16 protein-coding genes are annotated in these 17,806 nt (G+C 71.3%); 12 read left to right on the plus strand and 4 right to left on the minus strand.

Going from position 1 to position 17,806, the window contains the following annotated elements:
* Window positions 1–22: 22 nt before the first annotated feature.
* The 8 genes from recG (at window position 23) to mutM (ending at window position 7,299) form a co-directional block, all read left to right on the plus strand.
* Window positions 23–2,218 carry an ATP-dependent DNA helicase RecG gene (recG, locus tag ACFYUS_RS04540; RefSeq protein ID WP_388845665.1) on the plus strand — a complete coding sequence of 732 codons (2,196 nt, stop codon included), beginning with the start codon at window positions 23–25 and terminating at the stop codon, window positions 2,216–2,218.
* Between the two features lie 71 nt (window positions 2,219–2,289).
* Entirely contained in the window at window positions 2,290–2,871 is a 582-nt protein-coding gene (gene rsmD / locus ACFYUS_RS04545) for a 16S rRNA (guanine(966)-N(2))-methyltransferase RsmD (protein ID WP_388845668.1), read from the plus strand.
* 26 nt (window positions 2,872–2,897) lie between these two features.
* Entirely contained in the window at window positions 2,898–3,377 is a 480-nt protein-coding gene (coaD, locus tag ACFYUS_RS04550; protein WP_382661778.1) for a pantetheine-phosphate adenylyltransferase, read from the plus strand.
* A gap of 133 nt (window positions 3,378–3,510) precedes the next feature.
* Window positions 3,511–4,542: an ATP synthase F0 subunit B gene (locus ACFYUS_RS04555; RefSeq protein WP_388845671.1), complete on the plus strand. Its 1,032-nt coding sequence runs from the start codon at window positions 3,511–3,513 to the stop codon at window positions 4,540–4,542.
* 138 nt (window positions 4,543–4,680) lie between these two features.
* Entirely contained in the window at window positions 4,681–5,334 is a 654-nt protein-coding gene (locus ACFYUS_RS04560; protein WP_388845990.1) for a YceD family protein, read from the plus strand.
* Window positions 5,335–5,336: 2 nt separating this feature from the next.
* On the plus strand, window positions 5,337–5,510 hold the full coding sequence (gene rpmF, locus ACFYUS_RS04565) for a 50S ribosomal protein L32 (RefSeq protein WP_015036448.1): 174 nt from the start codon (window positions 5,337–5,339) through the stop codon (window positions 5,508–5,510).
* Window positions 5,511–5,529: 19 nt separating this feature from the next.
* Entirely contained in the window at window positions 5,530–6,309 is a 780-nt protein-coding gene (rnc, locus tag ACFYUS_RS04570; RefSeq protein WP_388845674.1) for a ribonuclease III, read from the plus strand.
* 129 nt (window positions 6,310–6,438) lie between these two features.
* The gene (gene mutM / locus ACFYUS_RS04575; protein ID WP_388845677.1) at window positions 6,439–7,299 is read left to right on the plus strand and encodes a bifunctional DNA-formamidopyrimidine glycosylase/DNA-(apurinic or apyrimidinic site) lyase; all 861 of its coding nucleotides are present in this window, start codon (window positions 6,439–6,441) and stop codon (window positions 7,297–7,299) included.
* A 4-nt stretch (window positions 7,300–7,303) separates the two neighbouring features.
* Here mutM and ACFYUS_RS04580 read toward each other — a convergent pair whose 3' ends face one another.
* Window positions 7,304–7,690, minus strand: coding sequence for a winged helix-turn-helix transcriptional regulator (locus ACFYUS_RS04580; protein ID WP_388845680.1), 387 nt, complete (start codon window positions 7,688–7,690; stop codon window positions 7,304–7,306).
* Between the two features lie 133 nt (window positions 7,691–7,823).
* Entirely contained in the window at window positions 7,824–8,735 is a 912-nt protein-coding gene (locus tag ACFYUS_RS04585) for a CAP domain-containing protein (RefSeq protein ID WP_388845683.1), read from the minus strand.
* Between the two features lie 183 nt (window positions 8,736–8,918).
* Here ACFYUS_RS04585 and ACFYUS_RS04590 point away from each other — a divergent pair, with 183 nt between their 5' ends.
* The 4 genes from ACFYUS_RS04590 to ACFYUS_RS04605 all read left to right on the plus strand — a co-directional run bounded on the left by ACFYUS_RS04590 (window position 8,919) and on the right by ACFYUS_RS04605 (window position 15,188).
* Complete coding sequence (locus ACFYUS_RS04590; protein ID WP_388845685.1) at window positions 8,919–9,200, plus strand: acylphosphatase; 282 nt, start codon at window positions 8,919–8,921, stop codon at window positions 9,198–9,200.
* A 389-nt stretch (window positions 9,201–9,589) separates the two neighbouring features.
* Window positions 9,590–9,808, plus strand: coding sequence for a hypothetical protein (locus tag ACFYUS_RS04595; RefSeq protein WP_030690660.1), 219 nt, complete (start codon window positions 9,590–9,592; stop codon window positions 9,806–9,808).
* 234 nt (window positions 9,809–10,042) lie between these two features.
* A complete protein-coding gene (gene smc, locus ACFYUS_RS04600; protein ID WP_388845688.1) occupies window positions 10,043–13,573 on the plus strand; it encodes a chromosome segregation protein SMC in 3,531 nt (1,176 codons plus the stop codon).
* A 181-nt stretch (window positions 13,574–13,754) separates the two neighbouring features.
* The gene (locus ACFYUS_RS04605) at window positions 13,755–15,188 is read left to right on the plus strand and encodes a sugar porter family MFS transporter (RefSeq protein ID WP_388845691.1); all 1,434 of its coding nucleotides are present in this window, start codon (window positions 13,755–13,757) and stop codon (window positions 15,186–15,188) included.
* 47 nt (window positions 15,189–15,235) lie between these two features.
* Here ACFYUS_RS04605 and ACFYUS_RS04610 read toward each other — a convergent pair whose 3' ends face one another.
* Together ACFYUS_RS04610 and ACFYUS_RS04615 are read right to left on the minus strand one after the other, a co-directional pair.
* Window positions 15,236–16,207: an LLM class flavin-dependent oxidoreductase gene (locus ACFYUS_RS04610; RefSeq protein WP_388845694.1), complete on the minus strand. Its 972-nt coding sequence runs from the start codon at window positions 16,205–16,207 to the stop codon at window positions 15,236–15,238.
* A 52-nt stretch (window positions 16,208–16,259) separates the two neighbouring features.
* Window positions 16,260–17,699 (minus strand): cytosine permease, encoded by a 1,440-nt coding sequence (locus tag ACFYUS_RS04615; protein ID WP_388845697.1) that lies wholly within the window; start codon window positions 17,697–17,699, stop codon window positions 16,260–16,262.
* Window positions 17,700–17,806 lie beyond the last annotated feature (107 nt).

Here is a 17,806-nt window from a genome sequence, read left to right on the forward strand (position 1 = left end):
ACTGTCGGTCCCGTGGTCTTCAATGGAAGGCGTGCCCGCGCTCGACGAACCACTCAGCAAGCAGTCCCTCGGCCCCGCCACCTGCAAGGTCCTGGCCGAGGCGCTCGACCTGCACACGGTCGGCGACCTGCTCCACCACTACCCCCGCCGGTACGCCGAGCGCGGGGAGCTGACCACCCTCGCCGACCTGCCGCTCGACGAGCACGTCACGGTGGTCGCCCAGGTCGCCGACGCCCGGGTGCTCACCTTCAACGGCTCCAAGGGACGCGGCCAGCGCCTCGAAGTGACCATCACCGACGGCAGCGGCCGCCTCCAGCTGGTCTTCTTCGGCAAGGGCGTGCACAAGCCGCACCACGACCTGCTGCCCGGCACGCGCGCGATGTTCGCCGGCAAGGTCTCGCTCTTCAACCGGCGCCTCCAGCTCGCCCACCCCTCGTACGAACTCCTCCGCGGCGACGGCGACGAGGCGGTCGGCACCTGGGCGGGCGCCCTCATCCCGATCTACCCGGCCACCACCAAGATGGAGTCCTGGAAGATCGCCAAGGCGGTCGACACCGTCCTGCCCGGCGCCGTCGACGCCGTCGACCCGCTGCCGCCCGCCCTGCGCGAGGGCCGCGGCCTCATCGACCTCCCCGACGCCCTGAACCGCATCCACCGCCCCCGTACCAAGGCGGACATCGCCGCCGCCCGCGAGCGGCTCAAGTGGGACGAGGCCTTCGTCCTCCAGGTCGCCCTGGCCCGCCGCCGGCACGCCGACACCCAACTGCCCGCCGTCGCCCGGAGACCGGCACCCGGCGGCATCCTCGACGCCTTCGACGCCAAGCTGCCCTTCACCCTCACCGAGGGCCAGACGAAGGTCTCGGCGGAGATCTTCGACGACCTCGCCACCGAGCACCCCATGCACCGCCTCCTCCAGGGCGAGGTCGGTTCGGGCAAGACGATGGTGGCCCTGCGCGCCATGCTCGCCGTCGTCGACTCCGGCGGCCAGGCCGCGATGCTCGCCCCCACCGAGGTCCTCGCCCAGCAGCACCACCGGTCCATCACCGAGATGATGGGCGAGCTCGCCGAGGGCGGCATGCTCGGCGCGGCCGAGCGCGCCACCAAGGTCGTCCTGCTCACCGGCTCCATGGGCGCCGCCGCCCGCCGTCAGGCCCTGCTCGACCTGGTCACCGGCGAGGCCGGCGTCGTCATCGGCACGCACGCGCTGATCGAGGACAAGGTCCAGTTCCACGACCTCGGCCTGGTCGTCGTCGACGAGCAGCACCGCTTCGGCGTCGAGCAGCGCGACGCCCTCAGGGGCAAGGGGAAGCAGCCCCCGCACCTCCTCGTCATGACCGCCACCCCCATCCCGCGCACGGTCGCCATGACCGTCTTCGGCGACCTGGAGACCTCCGTCCTCGACCAGCTGCCCGCCGGCCGCTCGCCGATCGCCAGCCACGTCGTCCCCGCCGCCGACAAGCCGCACTTCCTCGCGCGGGCCTGGGAGCGGGTCCGCGAGGAGGTCGGGAACGGCCACCAGGCGTACGTCGTCTGCCCCCGCATCGGCGACGAGGAGGACCAGAAGAAGAAGTCCAAGGCGTCCCCCGAGGACGAGGCCGAGAAGCGCCCGCCGCTCGCCGTCCTCGACGTCGCCGAGAAGCTCGGCGCCGGCCCCCTCGCGGGCCTGCGGATCGCCGTCCTCCACGGCCGCATGCACCCCGACGACAAGGACGACGTCATGCGCCGCTTCGCCGCCGGCGAGCTCGACGTCCTCGTCGCCACCACCGTCATCGAGGTCGGCGTCAACGTGCCCAACGCCACCGCGATGGTGATCATGGACGCCGACCGCTTCGGCGTCTCCCAGCTCCACCAGCTCCGCGGCCGCGTCGGCCGGGGCTCCGCCCCCGGCCTCTGCCTCCTCGTCAGCGAGATGCCCGAGGCCAGCCCCGCCCGGCAGCGGCTCAACGCCGTCGCCACCACCCTCGACGGCTTCGAGCTCTCCCGCATCGACCTCGAACAGCGGCGCGAGGGCGACGTCCTCGGCCAGGCCCAGTCCGGCGTCCGCTCCTCCCTGCGGGTGCTCACCGTCATCGACGACGAGGAGGTCATCGCCGCCGCCCGCGAGGAGGCCACCGCCCTCGTCCTCGCCGATCCCGACCTCGAATCCCACCCGGGCCTGCGCACCGCGCTCGACGCCCTCCTGAGCGAGGAGCGGGAGGAGTACCTCGACAAGGGCTGAGAAGGGATGGGCTCCCCTCATCGGCCATATCCTGGGACGTACGCATTGGACGACGCAGGACGAGGACACCGATGACCCGCGTGATCGCCGGTACCGCCGGCGGACGGCGCCTGGCCGTGCCCCCCGGCAACGGCACCCGCCCCACCTCCGACCGGGCACGGGAAGGCCTCTTCTCCACCTGGGAGTCGTTCCACGGCCTGGAGGGGGCCCGGGTCGCCGACCTGTACGCGGGCTCCGGCGCCGTCGGCCTCGAAGCCCTCTCCCGGGGCGCCGACCACGCCCTCCTCGTCGAGGCCGAGCCCCGCGCCGCGAAGACGATCCGGGACAACATCCGGTCGATCGGCCTGCCCGGAGCCGAGCTCCGCACCGGCAAGGCCGAGCAGATCGTGACGGGACCGGCCCCGGCCGACCCGTACGACCTGGTCTTCCTCGACCCGCCGTACGCGGTCACGGACGACGATCTTCGCGAGATTCTCCTCACACTGCGCTCGGGGGGCTGGCTGAGCGAGGATGCCCTCGTCACCGTGGAGCGCAGCACCCGAGGCGGGGAGTTCGGCTGGCCGGCCGGATTCGAGGCCCTGCGGTCCCGTCGCTACGGCGAGGGAACGTTTTGGTACGGTCGCGCCGCCTCTACGTGCGACGACGCACGATGACCGGACCGGAGAGCGAGGGACCCAAGTTGCGCCGCGCCGTCTGTCCGGGGTCATTCGACCCCATCACCAACGGACACCTCGACATCATCGCCCGAGCCTCCAAGCTGTACGACGTCGTGCACGTCGCGGTGATGATCAACCAGTCGAAGAAGGGCCTCTTCACGGTCGACGAGCGGATCGAGCTGATCCGCGAGGTCACCGCCGACTTCGGCAACGTCGAGGTGGAGTCCTTCCACGGACTGCTCGTCGACTTCTGCAAGCAGCGAGACATCCCCGCGATCGTCAAGGGTCTGCGGGCGGTCAGCGACTTCGACTACGAGCTGCAGATGGCCCAGATGAACATCGGCCTCTCGGGCGTGGAGACCCTGTTCGTCCCCACCAACCCGACCTACAGCTTCCTCTCCTCCTCCCTGGTCAAGGAGGTCGCGGCCTGGGGCGGCGACGTCTCGCACCTGGTCCCGCCGACGGTCCTTCCCCGGCTGACCGAACGGCTCGCGCAGAAGTAGACGCGGAAGCGGGCGCGAAGTGACACGCGGCCACCACCGCTGACGCTCCGTCACCTGGTGTCGGACGGGCGCCGACTGCCCTTACAGTCGTCCCGTCCGTCTCCATCCAGCTGTAGAGAGTGGCGAGCACCAGGTGGACGTGCAGAAGAAGCTCGACGAGATCGTCGCGACCGTGCAGGGCGCCCGCTCCATGCCCATGTCGGCATCCTGCGTGGTCAACCGCGCCGAGCTGCTCTCCCTGCTCGAAGAGGTACGTCAGGCCCTGCCCGACTCCCTCGCCCAGGCCCGGGAACTGATCGGCGGCCGCGAGCAGATGGTCGAGCAGGCCCGCCAGGAGGCCGAGCGGATCATCGAGGCCGCCCACGCCGAGCGGGGCTCGATCGTCTCCGACACCCAGGTCGCCCGCGAGTCGCAGGAGGAGGCCGACCGGATCCTCGCCGAGGCCCGCCGCGAGGCCGAGGAGGTCAAGGCCGAGGCCGACGACTACGTCGACTCCAAGCTCGCCAACTTCGAGGTCGTCCTCAACAAGACCATCGGCTCCGTCGACCGCGGGCGCGAGAAGCTCCTCGGCCGCGGCCCGGGCCTCGACCAGGACGGCTACGCCGACGCGGACGCCCCCGAGTACAGCGCCGACCCGCAGACCCTGATCCAGCGGGCCGACGAGTACGTGGACGCCAAGCTGGGCGCCTTCGAGGCCGTCCTCAGCAAGACCCTGGAGGCCGTCGGGCGGGGCCGGCAGAAGCTGCACGGCCGGATCGCCACGGACGCGCTCGGCGAGCACATGGCCGCGCAGGACGGCCTCGGCGGCGCGGTGCACACCAGCGACGCGGACTACCTGGCCGGGCTCGCGGAGCTCTCCGACCCCGAGCCGGCCCAGCCCCAGGCCCCGCAGGTCCCCGCGCAGCAGCCCGACCCGTACGGCTACCCGCAGCAGCCCCAGCAGGACCCCGCCTACGGCTACCAGCAGCAGGACGCCTATGCGTACCAGCAGCAGGACCCCTACGCGTACCAGGGGCAGCAGTACGGCTACGAGCAGCAGCAGTACGACCCCCAGGCCCCGGTGCACGCCCAGCCGCAGCAGGCCGCCGCGCTCGACGAGACCAGCTTCTTCGACACGAGCATGATCGACCTGGAGCAGCTGCGCAGGTACGAACAGGGACAGTAAGGGGCACGGGGCCCGGATTGGGCCCTGAGCGAAGCGTCCAGTATCCTGGCTCTTCGGTCGCGCTATGTCCGCGATCCTTGCTGCCCACGTCTGGCAGCCTCCTCTACGCCGCAGAACGATCCGAAAGCAGGAAGAGCCCTGAGCACGCGCCTCGACCACCGCAATCCCCTCGTGTTCGACACACACGAGCTGGGGCGGCGTCCTGGTGCCCTCCAGCGGCTCTCGCGTTCGGTCGAGGCGCCCGGTGCGCTCGGCGTCGAAGGAGTCATCGGAGTGCCCCAGGGCTCTCCGGTGGACATCGATCTCCGTCTTGAGTCGGTCATGGAAGGGGTGCTTGTCACAGGCACCGCCCGTGCATCGGCCGAGGGGGAGTGCGTAAGGTGTCTGGAGCCCGTCGAGCTCGAGCTCGACGTGGACTTCCAGGAGATGTTCTCGTACCCCGACTCCGACGACCGGGGCCGCTCCAAGGCGGCCGCGGACGACGAGGCCGAGGACGACGAGGACATGATCCCCCTCGAGGACGGCATGTTCGACCTCGAACCCTTGCTGCGTGATGCGGTGGTGCTCGCACTGCCGATGCAGCCGGTGTGCCGGGAGGACTGTGAGGGTCTGTGCTCCGAGTGCGGAGTCAACCTGAACGAGAACCCGGACCACCACCATGACGCCGTCGACATCCGTTGGGCGGCACTGCAGGGACTCGCCGGTTCGCTGGGAACCGATGAGAAGGACAACATGAGCGGCAAAGCCTCTGACGGGGACGTCCGAAGCGCCGCCGAGAAGCAGGAGAAGTAGCCGTGGCTGTTCCGAAGCGGAAGATGTCGCGCAGCAACACGCGCCACCGCCGGTCGCAGTGGAAGGCTGCGGTCCCCACCCTGGTTTCGTGTGAGCGTTGCCAGGAGCCGAAGCTGCAGCACATCGCGTGCCCGAGCTGCGGCACCTACAACAAGCGCCAGGTCCTCTCGGTCTGAGTGGCTGGTGAGAGGCACGATGTCTGAGAACATCAGCGCAGCCTCGTCCCACACGCTTCTGGAAGGGCGGCTCGGGTATCAGCTCGAGTCCGCCCTTCTGGTGCGTGCGCTGACCCACCGCTCGTACGCGTACGAGAACGGCGGTCTGCCCACCAACGAGCGTCTGGAGTTCCTCGGGGACTCCGTGCTCGGTCTGGTGGTCACGGACACGCTGTACCGCACCCACCCCGACCTGCCGGAGGGCCAGCTGGCCAAGCTCCGGGCCGCGGTGGTCAACTCGCGTGCGCTGGCGGAGGTCGGCCGCGGCCTCGAACTCGGCTCCTTCATCCGGCTCGGCCGGGGCGAAGAGGGCACGGGCGGCCGGGACAAGGCGTCCATCCTCGCCGACACCCTTGAAGCGGTGATCGGCGCGGTCTATCTCGACCAGGGCCTCGACGCGGCGTCCGAGCTGGTGCACCGGCTCTTCGACCCGCTGATCGAGAAGTCCTCGAACCTCGGTGCCGGCCTGGACTGGAAGACCAGCCTCCAGGAGCTCACCGCGGCCGAGGGTCTGGGTGTCCCGGAGTACCTCGTCTCCGAAGAGGGTCCGGACCACGAGAAGACCTTTACTGCTGCCGCCCGCGTCGGTGGTGTCTCGTACGGCACCGGCACCGGCCGCAGCAAGAAGGAAGCGGAACAGCAGGCGGCGGAGTCCGCGTGGCGCGCGATCCGCGCGGCCGCCGACGAGCGCGCGGCGAAGGCCAAGGCCGACGCCGACGAGCCGGCCGGGAAGGACGGGGCCGCTCCGGCCACCGCCTGACCGCGACCCCGCGCTCCTTCGAGCGGAGTCTCCCCGCCCGCCCCCTCCAGGGGCGGGCGGAGCCGTTTCCGGGGAACCCCCGGGCGGTAGGCTGGCCGGACCACCCCTGAGCCCCTTCGGAGGAGTCCCGTGCCCGAGCTGCCCGAGGTCGAGGTCGTACGGCGCGGTCTGGAGCGCTGGGTCGCCGGACGGACCGTGGCCGAGGTCGAGGTGCTGCACCCGAGGGCCGTACGACGCCACCCGGCGGGCGGCGAGGACTTCGCGGCCCGGCTGAAGGGGCAGCGCTTCGAGGTCGCGCGACGGCGCGGGAAGTACCTGTGGCTGCCGCTCGCGGAGACCGGGACCTCCGTCCTGGGCCACCTCGGCATGAGCGGTCAGCTCCTCGTCCAGCCGGAGGACGCCCCGGACGAGAAGCACCTGCGCATCCGCGTCCGCTTCGACGACTCCGCCGGCACCGAGCTCCGCTTCGTCGACCAGCGCACCTTCGGCGGCCTCTCGCTCCACGACCAGACCCCCGACGGGCTCCCGGACGTCATCGCGCACATCGCCCGCGACCCGCTGGACCCGGAGTTCGACGACGGCGCCTTCCAGAGCGCGCTGCGACTGCGCCGTACGACGATCAAGCGGGCGCTGCTCGACCAGTCGCTGATCAGCGGCGTCGGGAACATCTACGCGGACGAGGCGCTCTGGCGGTCGAAGCTGCACTACGACCGCCCGACGGCCACCCTGACCCGCCCGCGCTCGGCCGAACTGCTCGGCCACGTCCGGGACGTGATGAACGCGGCGCTCGACGCCGGCGGCACCAGCTTCGACAGCCTCTACGTGAACGTCAACGGCGAATCCGGCTACTTCGACCGCTCGCTCGACGCGTACGGCCGCGAGGACGAGCCCTGCCGCCGCTGCGGCACCCCGATGCGGCGGCGGGCCTGGATGAACCGGTCCAGCTACTTCTGCCCCCGCTGTCAGCGCCCGCCGCGCTCCACCGTCTGACCGCTCAGGCGGTGGCGGGGGCCGCGCGCTCCGCGTCGTACCTCTCGCGCGCCGCCTCCACCTGCGGCATCCGCCCCTCCACCAGTTCGATCAGCCCGATCAACCGCTCCGCGACCTCACGGCCGAGCGGAGTGAGCCGGTAATCGACCCGCGGCGGATTCGTGGGCCGGGCCTCCCGGTGGACGAGGCCGTCACGCTCCAGCGCGTGCAGGGTCTGCGACAGCATCTTCTCGCTCACCCCGTCGACCCGCCGCCGCAACTCGTTGAACCGGAGCGTCCCCTCGTACAGGGCCCCCATCGTCAGGCTGCCCCACCGGCCCGTCACATGCTCCAGCGTCCCGCGCGAAGGACAGGCCCGCGCGAACACGTCGTAGGCGAGGTCGTCAGTCATGTCCCCACGGTACCGCGCGGACGCTTCCCTCCGGCTTGCGCTGTCGAAAAGTAAGTTCCTGTCGGGCGGCCGGGGTGGCCGGGGCGGTCCGGGCGGCCCGCAGGCATGTGCAGGGCTCTGACCCGCGGGAATCTCAGTAACCGAAGTCCTGGGTCCACCAGGGGCCGCCGTCGCCGAAGACCACGCCGACGCCCATCGTCGTGAAGTCGCAGTTCAGGATGTTGGCGCGGTGGCCGTCGCTGTTCATCCAGGAGGCCATCACCGCGGCCGCGTCGACCTGGCCGCGGGCGATGTTCTCGCCGCCCATGCCGGTGATGCCCGCCTGCTGGGCCCGGACCCAGGGAGTGTCGCCGTCGGGGTCCGTGTGGTCGAAGAAGCCGCGGGTGGCCATGTCGGCGCTGAAGGCGCCGGCGAGGGCCGCGAGCTGGGTGCTCGGGCGGACCGGGGTGCAGCCGACCTTGGCGCGTTCGGTGTTGACCAGGCGGAGGACCTCGGCCTCGGCGGCTTCGCCGCGGTCGGCGGTGGAGGTGACGGGGGCCCGCGTGGTCGGCGCCGCCGTGGTGGGGGCCGGCTTCGGGGCGGGTGCCTCGGTGGTGGGTGCGGCCGTGGTCGCGGTCGGTACGGGCTTCGCCGTGGGCGTGGCCGTCTTCGTGGGGGTCGGCTTCGGCTTCGGCTTCGGGGTGGCCTTCGGGCTCGGCTTCGTGGACGGGGTCGCCGAGCGGGCGGGGGAGGCGCCGGTCCTGCCCGTGCCCGTCGCGGTGCCGGCCGGGGTCTGCGTGGCGCCGCCCTGCGTCGTCAGCTCCGGGGCCTGTCGGGTCTGGACCTGGCGCTCGCTCGTGGCGGCGCTGCTGCCGACGGTGAAGGTGTCCCCGCCGGGGAGCAGGCCCGAGGCGACGGCGACGGCGCCGACCGCGACCGCCGCGGAGGCGCCGAGCAGGCCGGTGCGCACGGGCCGCCGGCGGCGGGCACCCCGGTGCGGGCTGCCCGCACCGGCCGCGTAGTCTTCTGCGGCGGGTGCGGCGCCGGAGCGACGGTGGCGTCCCATCTGCTCTGCCTTCCTCTGCTGGCTCTTTGCAGGCCTTTGCTGATCTTTGCTGCCGGTGTCGTTCCGGGATCGGCAGTCGAACGGCGCGCGCCCGAACGGGTGAGGCCTGTTCGGTCGGGACCTTACGCCATGAGAAGCAGGGGCGATGTGCTCATCTGGCAATCCGCCCGCTAGCGTGCAGCCATGAGTGACGACGTACGGATGACCGCCTGGGTGCGCGGCCGGGTACAGGGAGTGGGCTTCCGCTGGTTCACCAGGGCAAACGCCTTGGAGATCGGCAGCCTGGTGGGCTTCGCCCTGAACCTCGACGACGGCCGGGTGCAGGTGGTGGCCGAGGGACCGCGTGAGAATTGCCACCGTCTGCTCGACTGGCTCCGGTCCGCCGACACACCCGGACGAGTGGACGGCGTCACTGAGATCTGGGACACCCCACGCGGCGGCTACGACGGCTTCGCCATCCGCTGACGATCACGCTCCGCGACCCCGCCCGGTGACCGAGAGCGGCACCGGGCGGACGCGCGGTAACAGGGGTGTGACCAGCGAACCGTTTGATGGTTGTCAAGTCAGGTCGGGCGTGCAAGGCTGCCCGGTAAGGATGATCGCGACGCCCCCGAGGCACCGAGTTCGAAGGCCCCGCCGCCCGTTGAGCGGCCGTGGACTCCTCGGTAGCCCTTCAAACGGGGCGTGATCGTGTTGACCGTCAAACTTTTTGGTGAGACTCTGGAAGCCCCGCGCACCTTAGCTGTTTGGCAGTGGAACCGGCACGACAAGCAGTACTGCCGAGCACCGCGGGTGCGAATCCCTCACGACCCACACCGCTTCGGTCGGTCACTCATTGTGGAGGACCATCCATCATGGCAAAGGCGCTTCTCGGTTACGTCGGCGGCTCCGACCCGCGACTCCTCGCCGAGATGCGACGGCTTCAGCAGCGCGTCCAGGACCTCGAATCCGAGCTGGTACGGATCCAGTCCGAGAACGACACGCTCGCCGCTGCCGCCGCTCAGCACCAGGGAGAGTCGCTGCTGAACAGCATCGACCTCGACGTACCCCAGGCAGAGCCTGCGCTCACCTGACAACCCAGCCCCCAGGGGCCAGGTGGAAAGCATTCTCGTCGGCGCAGCCGGACACCCACACCCAGCTGATCGTGCGGAACGACGCACGTGCGCGACAGCTGGACACGCAAGGGGCGCCTCGGCGTCCCTTCTTTCTTTCACCCGTCGTTTCCCCCGTGTACCACCCCTCCTCATCCGAGGATCTGCCCCACGTCATCGCGGGTGAAACGCACGGACCCCGGTAGAGTCCCCGGAGTGCACCTCAAGGCCTTGACGCTCCGTGGATTCAAATCGTTCGCCTCGGCGACCACGCTGCGGTTCGAACCCGGAATCACCTGCGTCGTGGGCCCCAACGGATCGGGCAAGTCCAATGTCGTGGACGCCCTGTCCTGGGTCATGGGCGAGCAGGGCGCCAAGTCGCTGCGCGGCGGCAAGATGGAGGACGTCATCTTCGCCGGCACGACCGGGCGCCCCCCGCTCGGCCGCGCCGAGGTCTCGCTGACCATCGACAACTCCGACGGCGCCCTGCCCATCGACTACGCCGAGGTCACCCTCACCCGGATCATGTTCCGGGGCGGAAGCAGCGAGTACCAGATCAACGGCGACACCTGCCGCCTGCTCGACTTCCAGGACCTGCTCTCCGACTCCGGCATCGGACGCGAGATGCACGTCATCGTCGGCCAGGGGCAGCTCGACTCCGTGCTGCACGCCGACCCCATGGGCCGCCGCGCCTTCATCGAGGAGGCCGCCGGCGTCCTCAAACACCGCAAGCGCAAGGAGAAGGCGCTGCGGAAGCTGGACGCGATGCAGGCCAACCTCGCGCGCGTGCAGGACCTCGCCGACGAACTCCGCCGCCAGCTCAAGCCGTTGGGCCGGCAGGCCGCCGTCGCCCGCCGCGCCGTCGTCATCCAGGCCGACCTGCGCGACGCCCGGCTCCGCCTCCTCGCCGACGACCTCGTCCGCCTCCAGGAGGCGCTGACGGCCGAAGTCGCCGACGAGGCGGCCCTGCTCTCCCGCAAGGAGGCCACCGAGGGCCGGCTGCGCGCCGCCCTCGCGGAGGAGGCCGGGCTCGAAGCGGAGGCCCGCGCCCTCGTGCCCCGTCTGGAGCGCGCCCAGCAGAACTGGTACGACCTCTCCCAGCTCGCCGAGCGCGTCCGCGGCACCGTCTCCCTGGCCGACGCGCGCGTGAAGAGCGCCACCACCGCGCCCGCCGAGGAGCGCCGCGGCCGCGACCCGGAGGACCTGGAGCGGGAGGCCGCGCGCGTCCGCGAACAGGAGGCCGAGCTCGAAGCCGCCCTGGATGCCGCCGGGAGCGCCCTGGAGGACACCGTCGTCCACCGCGCCGACCTGGAGCGGACCCTCGCGGCCGAGGAGCGCCGCCTCAAGGACCTGACCCGCGCCATCGCCGACCGGCGCGAGGGCCTCGCCCGGCTCCACGGCCAGGCCGACGCCGCCCGCTCGCGCGCCGCCTCCGCCCAGGCCGAGATCGACCGGCTCGCCGCCGCCCGCGACGAGGCCGCGGAGCGCGCGGCCGCCGCCCAGGAGGAGTACGAGCAGCTCAAGGCGGAGGTCGACGGCCTCGACGCGGAGGACGGCGAGCGGAGCGAGCGGTACGAGGCCGCCCGCCGCGAACTCGCCGACGCGGAGGCCGCGCTGAGCGCCGCCCGTGAGGCCACCGCCACCGTCGAACGCCGCCGCGCCGCGACCCGCGCCCGGCACGACACCCTCGCCCTCGGACTGCGCCGCAAGGACGGCACGGACTCCCTGCTCGCCGCGGGGCTCACCGGACTCCTCGGCCCGGCGGCCGAACTCCTCACCGTCACCCCGGGATACGAGATCCCCGTCGCCGCCGCCCTCGGCGCGGCCGCCGACGCGCTCGCCGCCGACGGTCCCTCCACGGCCGCCGAAGCCCTGCGCCTGCTGCGCAAGCAGGACGCCGGTCGCGCCACCCTGATCCTGGCCGGAGCCCCCGAGCCGCAGCCCCCGGCGCCGGCCGGCGGGCGTCCGTACGCCGCCGACCTGGTCCGCGGACCCGCCGAACTCCTCGGCTCCGTACGCCGGTTGCTCGCCGGGATCGTGGTCGTCGACGACCTCGACGAGGCCGGCGAACTGGTCAGGACCCGGCCCGAGCTGACCGCCGTCACCGCCGAAGGGGACCTGCTCGGGGCACACGTCGCACGAGGCGGCTCCGCCGGCGCGCCCAGCCTCCTCGAAGTCCGTTCCTCGGTCGACGAGGCCGCCGCCGAGCTCGACGAACTGGCCGTCCGGTGCGAGGAGTCGGCCGCCGCCGAGCACGCGGCCGCCGAACGGCGCCGTACCGCCGGCGCGCGCGTCGAGGAGCTCGACGCGCGGCGCCGCGAGACCGACCGGGAGAAGTCGTCCGTCGCGCAGCGGCTCGGGCGGCTCGCCGGGCAGGCCAGGGGAGCGGCGGGGGAGGCCGAGCGGACCGCGGCGGCCGCCGCCCGCGCCCAGGAGGCCCTGGAGAAGGCCACGGCCGAAGCCGAGGAACTGGCCGAACGGCTCCTGGTGGCCGAGGAGATGCCGGCCGAGGACGAGCCCGACACCTCCACCCGCGACCGGCTCGCACTCGAAGGCTCCCACGCGCGCCAGAGCGAGATGGAGGCGCGGCTCCAGGTCCGTACCCACGAGGAGCGGGTGAAGGGACTCGCCGGACGGGCCGACTCGCTCGACCGGGCCGCCCGCGCGGAACGGGAGGCACGCGCGCGTGCCGAGCAGCGCCGGGCCCGGCTGCGCCACGAGGAGCGCGTCGCGGGCGCGGTCGCCGCGGGTGCCCGCACCCTCCTGGCCCATGCCGAGGTCTCCCTCGTCCGCGCCGAGCGGGAGCGGGCGGTGGCCGAGGCGGCGAGGACCGACCGGGAGCAGGGCCTGACGGCCGCTCGGGCCCGGGGCCGGGACCTCAAGGCCGAACTCGACAAGCTGACCGACTCCGTGCACCGGGGCGAGGTGCTCGGTGCCGAGAAGCGGCTGCGGATCGAGCAGCTGGAGGCGAAGGCGCTGGAGGAGTTCGGCGTGGAGGCGACCGCCCTGGTCGCCGAGTACGGCCCGGACCAGCCGGTGCCCCCGTCGCCGGCCGCCGACGGCGAGCCGCTCCCCGGGGACGAGGAGGGCAGGCCGTTCGTCCGTTCGGAGCAGGAGAAGCGCCTGAAGGCCGCCGAACGGGCCCATCATCAGCTCGGCAAGGTCAATCCGCTGGCCCTGGAGGAGTTCGCCGCCCTGGAGGAGCGGCACAAGTTCCTCTCGGAGCAGCTGGAGGACCTCAAGAAGACCCGTACCGATCTGCTTCAGGTCGTGAAGGAGGTCGACCTGCGCGTCGAGCAGGTCTTCACCGAGGCCTACCGGGACACCGCCCGCGAGTTCGAGGGCGTCTTCTCGCGGCTCTTCCCGGGCGGTGAGGGCCGGCTGGTCCTCACCGACCCGGACGACATGCTGACCACCGGTGTCGAGGTGGAGGCCCGCCCGCCGGGCAAGAAGGTCAAGCGCCTCTCGCTGCTCTCCGGCGGCGAGCGCTCGCTCACCGCCGTGGCGCTGCTCGTCTCGATCTTCAAGGCCAGGCCCAGCCCGTTCTACGTGATGGACGAGGTCGAGGCGGCGCTCGACGACACCAACCTCCAGCGGCTGATCGGGATCATGCGGGAGCTCCAGGAGTCCTCGCAGCTGATCGTGATCACGCACCAGAAGCGGACGATGGAGGTCGCGGACGCGCTGTACGGCGTGTCCATGCAGGGCGACGGTGTCTCGAAGGTGATCAGTCAGCGGTTGCGCTGATCATTGATCCTTCAAGTCCTGAATGTATGACCCCATCTCCTCGCTGAAAAGTCACATGACATCGACTATTGACTTCGAAACTTGAAGGCATAGTCTCTGCAACGTTGCTTTTACCTTCACGTGGTGAGCGGCGTGAAGTTGTGCGCCACTGGAAGGGCTCGCCCCCCACCGAGGAGTCCATGTGACCAGCACCGCGCAGGCGCCGACGCCGCCGCCTTCCGAAGGCCGAGCCGCTCACCCGGACCACCTCGGCCACGTCATCTTCATCACGGCCTCCGCCGCGATGGGCGGCTTCCTCTTCGGTTACGACAGCTCCGTCATCAACGGCGCCGTCGAGGCCATCCGCGACCGCTACGACATCGGCTCCGGCACCCTCGCCCAGGTCATCGCCATCGCCCTGATCGGCTGCGCCATCGGCGCCGCCACCGCGGGCCGGATCGCCGACCGCATCGGCCGCATCCGCTGCATGCGGATCTCCGCGGTGCTCTTCGCCGTCAGCGCCGTCGGCTCCGCGCTGCCCTTCGCCCTCTGGGACCTCGCCCTCTGGCGGATCATCGGCGGCTTCGCCATCGGCATGGCCTCCGTCATCGGCCCCGCGTACATCGCCGAGGTCGCCCCCGCCGCCTACCGCGGCCGCCTCGGCTCCTTCCAGCAGGCCGCGATCGTCATCGGCATCGCCATCTCCCAGCTGGTCAACTACGGCATCCTCCAGCTCGCCGGCGGCGACCAGCGCGGCGAGATCGGCGGCCTCGAGGCCTGGCAGTGGATGCTCGGCGTGATGGTCGTCCCCGCGCTCCTCTACGGCATGCTGTCCTTCGCGATCCCCGAGTCCCCCCGCTTCCTCATCTCCGTCGGGAAGACCGACCGGGCCAAGGAGGTCCTCGCCGAGGTCGAGGGTCACGGCGTCGACCTCGACCACCGCGTCGCCGAGATCGACGCGGCCATGCGCAGCGAGCACAAGTCCACCTTCAAGGACCTGCTCGTGGCCGGCAGCAGGTTCAAGCTCCTGCCGATCGTCTGGGTCGGCATCGGACTCTCGGTCTTCCAGCAGCTCGTCGGCATCAACGTCGCCTTCTACTACTCCGCGACGCTCTGGCAGTCCGTCGGCATCGACCCGTCCAGCTCGTTCTTCTACTCGTTCACCACGTCGATCATCAACATCATCGGCACCGTGATCGCGATGGTCCTGGTCGACCGCGTCGGCCGCAAGCCGCTCGCCCTCGTCGGCTCCGTCGGCATGGCGATCGCCCTGGCCTTCGAGGCCTGGGCCTTCTCCGCCGACCTCGTCGACGGCAAGCTGCCCAACACCCAGGGCGTCGTGGCCCTGGTCGCCGCCCACGTCTTCGTGCTCTTCTTCGCCCTCTCGTGGGGCGTCGTGGTCTGGGTCTTCCTCGGCGAGATGTTCCCCAACCGGATCCGCGCCGCCGCCCTCGGCGTCGCCGCCTCCGCCCAGTGGATCGCCAACTGGGCCATCACCGCCAGCTTCCCGTCCCTCGCGGACTGGAACCTCTCCGGCACCTACATCATCTACACGGTCTTCGCCGTGCTCTCGATCCCCTTCGTGCTGCGGTACGTCAAGGAGACGAAGGGCAAGGCGTTGGAGGAGATGGGCTAAACCCCGCTGCCCCTCTCCTCACCCACGGACTGCCCCGGCCCGAGGCGCTACGCCCCGAGCCGGGGCAGCACGTCGTCGCAGTACAGCCGCAGGCTCCGCCACCCCTCCTCGACCGGCATCCCGCCGCACAGCGGATGCAGGACGAGGCTCTCCAGGCCGAGCGCCAGGCACTCCTCCGGCGTCACGACCCGGTACACCCCCTCCGCCCGCAGCTCCGCCACCGTCGTCGCCGTCGACCGCACCGCCGAGGTGATGTCCTTCGACTGCCAGGAGGCGTAGGTCCGCGCCTCGTGCAGGAAGTGCTCCCCGTACTCCGCCCAGGTCCGGTCCGGGTCCTCCGACAGGTGCAGCAGCGGGGTCTCCTCGGCCGGCATCATCGTCCAGCCCTCCGTGCCGTACTCCGCGCACCGCTCCTTGTAGTACGCGTCGAGCTCCGGCAGGTGCGCGCTCGGGAAGAACGGCAGCCCGAGCCGGGCCGCCCGCCGCGCCGCCGCCCGCGAGGACCCCCCGACCAGGAGCAGCGGATGCGGCCGGGTGAACGGCCGCGGGGTGACCCGTACCGTACGGCCCTGATACGTGAACGGCTCCCCGGTCCAGGCCGCGAGCAGGGTCTCCAGGAGCAGGTCCTGGAGCTTGCCGCGCCGCCCCCAGTCGACCCCGCGCTCCTCGTACTCCTCCGGCCGGTAGCCGATCCCGGCCACCGTCACGAGCCGGCCCCCGCTCAGCAGGTCCAGGACCGCGATGTCCTCGGCGAGCCGCAGCGGATCGTGCAGCGGCCCGATGATCGCCGAGACGGTCACGGCCATCCGTCTCGTCGCCCCGAAGACCGCGCCCGCGAAGGCGAAGGGGGAGGGCAGCCAGTTGTTCCCGACGCCGTGGTGCTCCTCGGTCTGCACGGTGTCGACCCCGTGCTCGTCGGCGTACGCGGCCATGGCGAGCGCGGCCCGGTAGCGCTCCGAGAGGGACTCCGGGGTCGCGCGGGGATCGACGAGGTTGAACCGTACGACGCTGAACGGCATGGGAGGTCCCCCTTCGCTGGTGCGCGGAAGGGGGACATTATCTGACGGCGTGTCAGATGGAAACGGTCTCGCGCACTTCGGCGGGCGCCACCGGCTCGGCCGCCGGCGCCTTCTCCGCGGTCCGCGGCAGCACCGCGTACAGCAGGCCGGCGACCACGATCGTCGCCGCCCAGCCCAGGCCGTTCTCGCCGATCCAGGACGAGGCGAGCGGCCCGGAGAACCAGTCGACCTTGGTGAACAGCAGACCCGCGACCAGCGCCACGGCCCACGCCGTCATCGCCTGCCAGGCGAAACCGCCCCGGTACCAGTAGGCGCTGGTCCTCGTGGTGTCCATCAGTGCCACCGCGTCGTACGACCTCCGGCGCAGCATGTCCACGCCGAAGACTCCGATCCACGCCGAGAACGCCACCGCGAGCAGCGTCAGGAACGAGATGAAGGAGCCGATGAAGCTGGTCGCCACCACCATCAGAAGGAAACCGAAGACCAGGCTGATCACGGCGTTCACGCTCACCGCCGCCGCACGCGGCACCTTGATGCCGAGGGTCTGCGCGGTGAACCCGGCCGAGTACATCGACATCGAGTTGATCAGCAGCATCCCGATCAGGGCGATCACCAGATACGGCACCGAGATCCACATCGGCAGCAGCTCACCGATGAAGGAGACCGGGTCCTGCGCCGAGGCCAGGTCCGGCGTGGACACCGCCATCACCGCGCCCATCAGCACCATCGGGAGCACCACGATCCCGGCGCCGCCGATCGTCGAGCCGACCATCGCGCGCGAGGAGGCCGTCCGGGGCAGATAGCGGGTGAAGTCGGGGCCCGAGGGGACCCAGCTGATGCCGCCGGCCGCGATCGTGCCGATGCCCGCGACCATCATCGCCGTCGACCCGGCCGGCTTGTCGAAGACGGCCGACCAGTCGGTGTTCGCCACCAGGTAGACCAGGACGAGCACCGAGAAGGCGCCGAAGAGGTACGTCGACCACTTGCTGCACACCCGCAGCGCGTTGATCCCGAGACCCGAGACAAGGAACGTGCAGGTCACGAACAGCAGCAGGGTCACCACGATGAGGAGCGTGTTCGACTTCACGCCGAAGAGCAGGTCGAGGACGGTCAGCACCGCGTACGCGCCCGCGACCGCGTTGATCGTCTCCCAGCCCCAGCGGGCCACCCAGATCAGCGCACCGGGAAAAAGGTTTCCGCGCGGACCGAACACGGCCCGCGACAGCGCCATGCCCGGCGCCCCGCCGCGCTTCCCCGCGATCGAGATCAGGCCGACGATCCCGTACGAGAGGACCGGCGCGACGACCGCCACCACCAGGACCTGCCAGAAGTTCAGGCCGTTGAAGACGATCAGACCGGCGCCCATCGTGAGCAGCAGCACACTGATGTTGGCCGCGACCCAGGTCGGGAAGAGCTCGCGGACCCGGCCGGTCCGCTCGGCGTCGGGTACCGGTTCGAGGCCACGACTCTCGATCGCGCTGTCAGAGGACATGCGGAAACTCCAGGCAGAGGTGGGGGTGCTCGGAAGGGCGCGGGCATGGCGCGCGCCTGATGTCCTTCATCGTACGTTCACCCCGAAAGATCCAAAATGAGGATTTG

Source organism: Streptomyces sp. NPDC004284, from assembly GCF_042874035.1.
Taxonomy (GTDB): Bacteria; Actinomycetota; Actinomycetes; order Streptomycetales; family Streptomycetaceae; genus Streptomyces.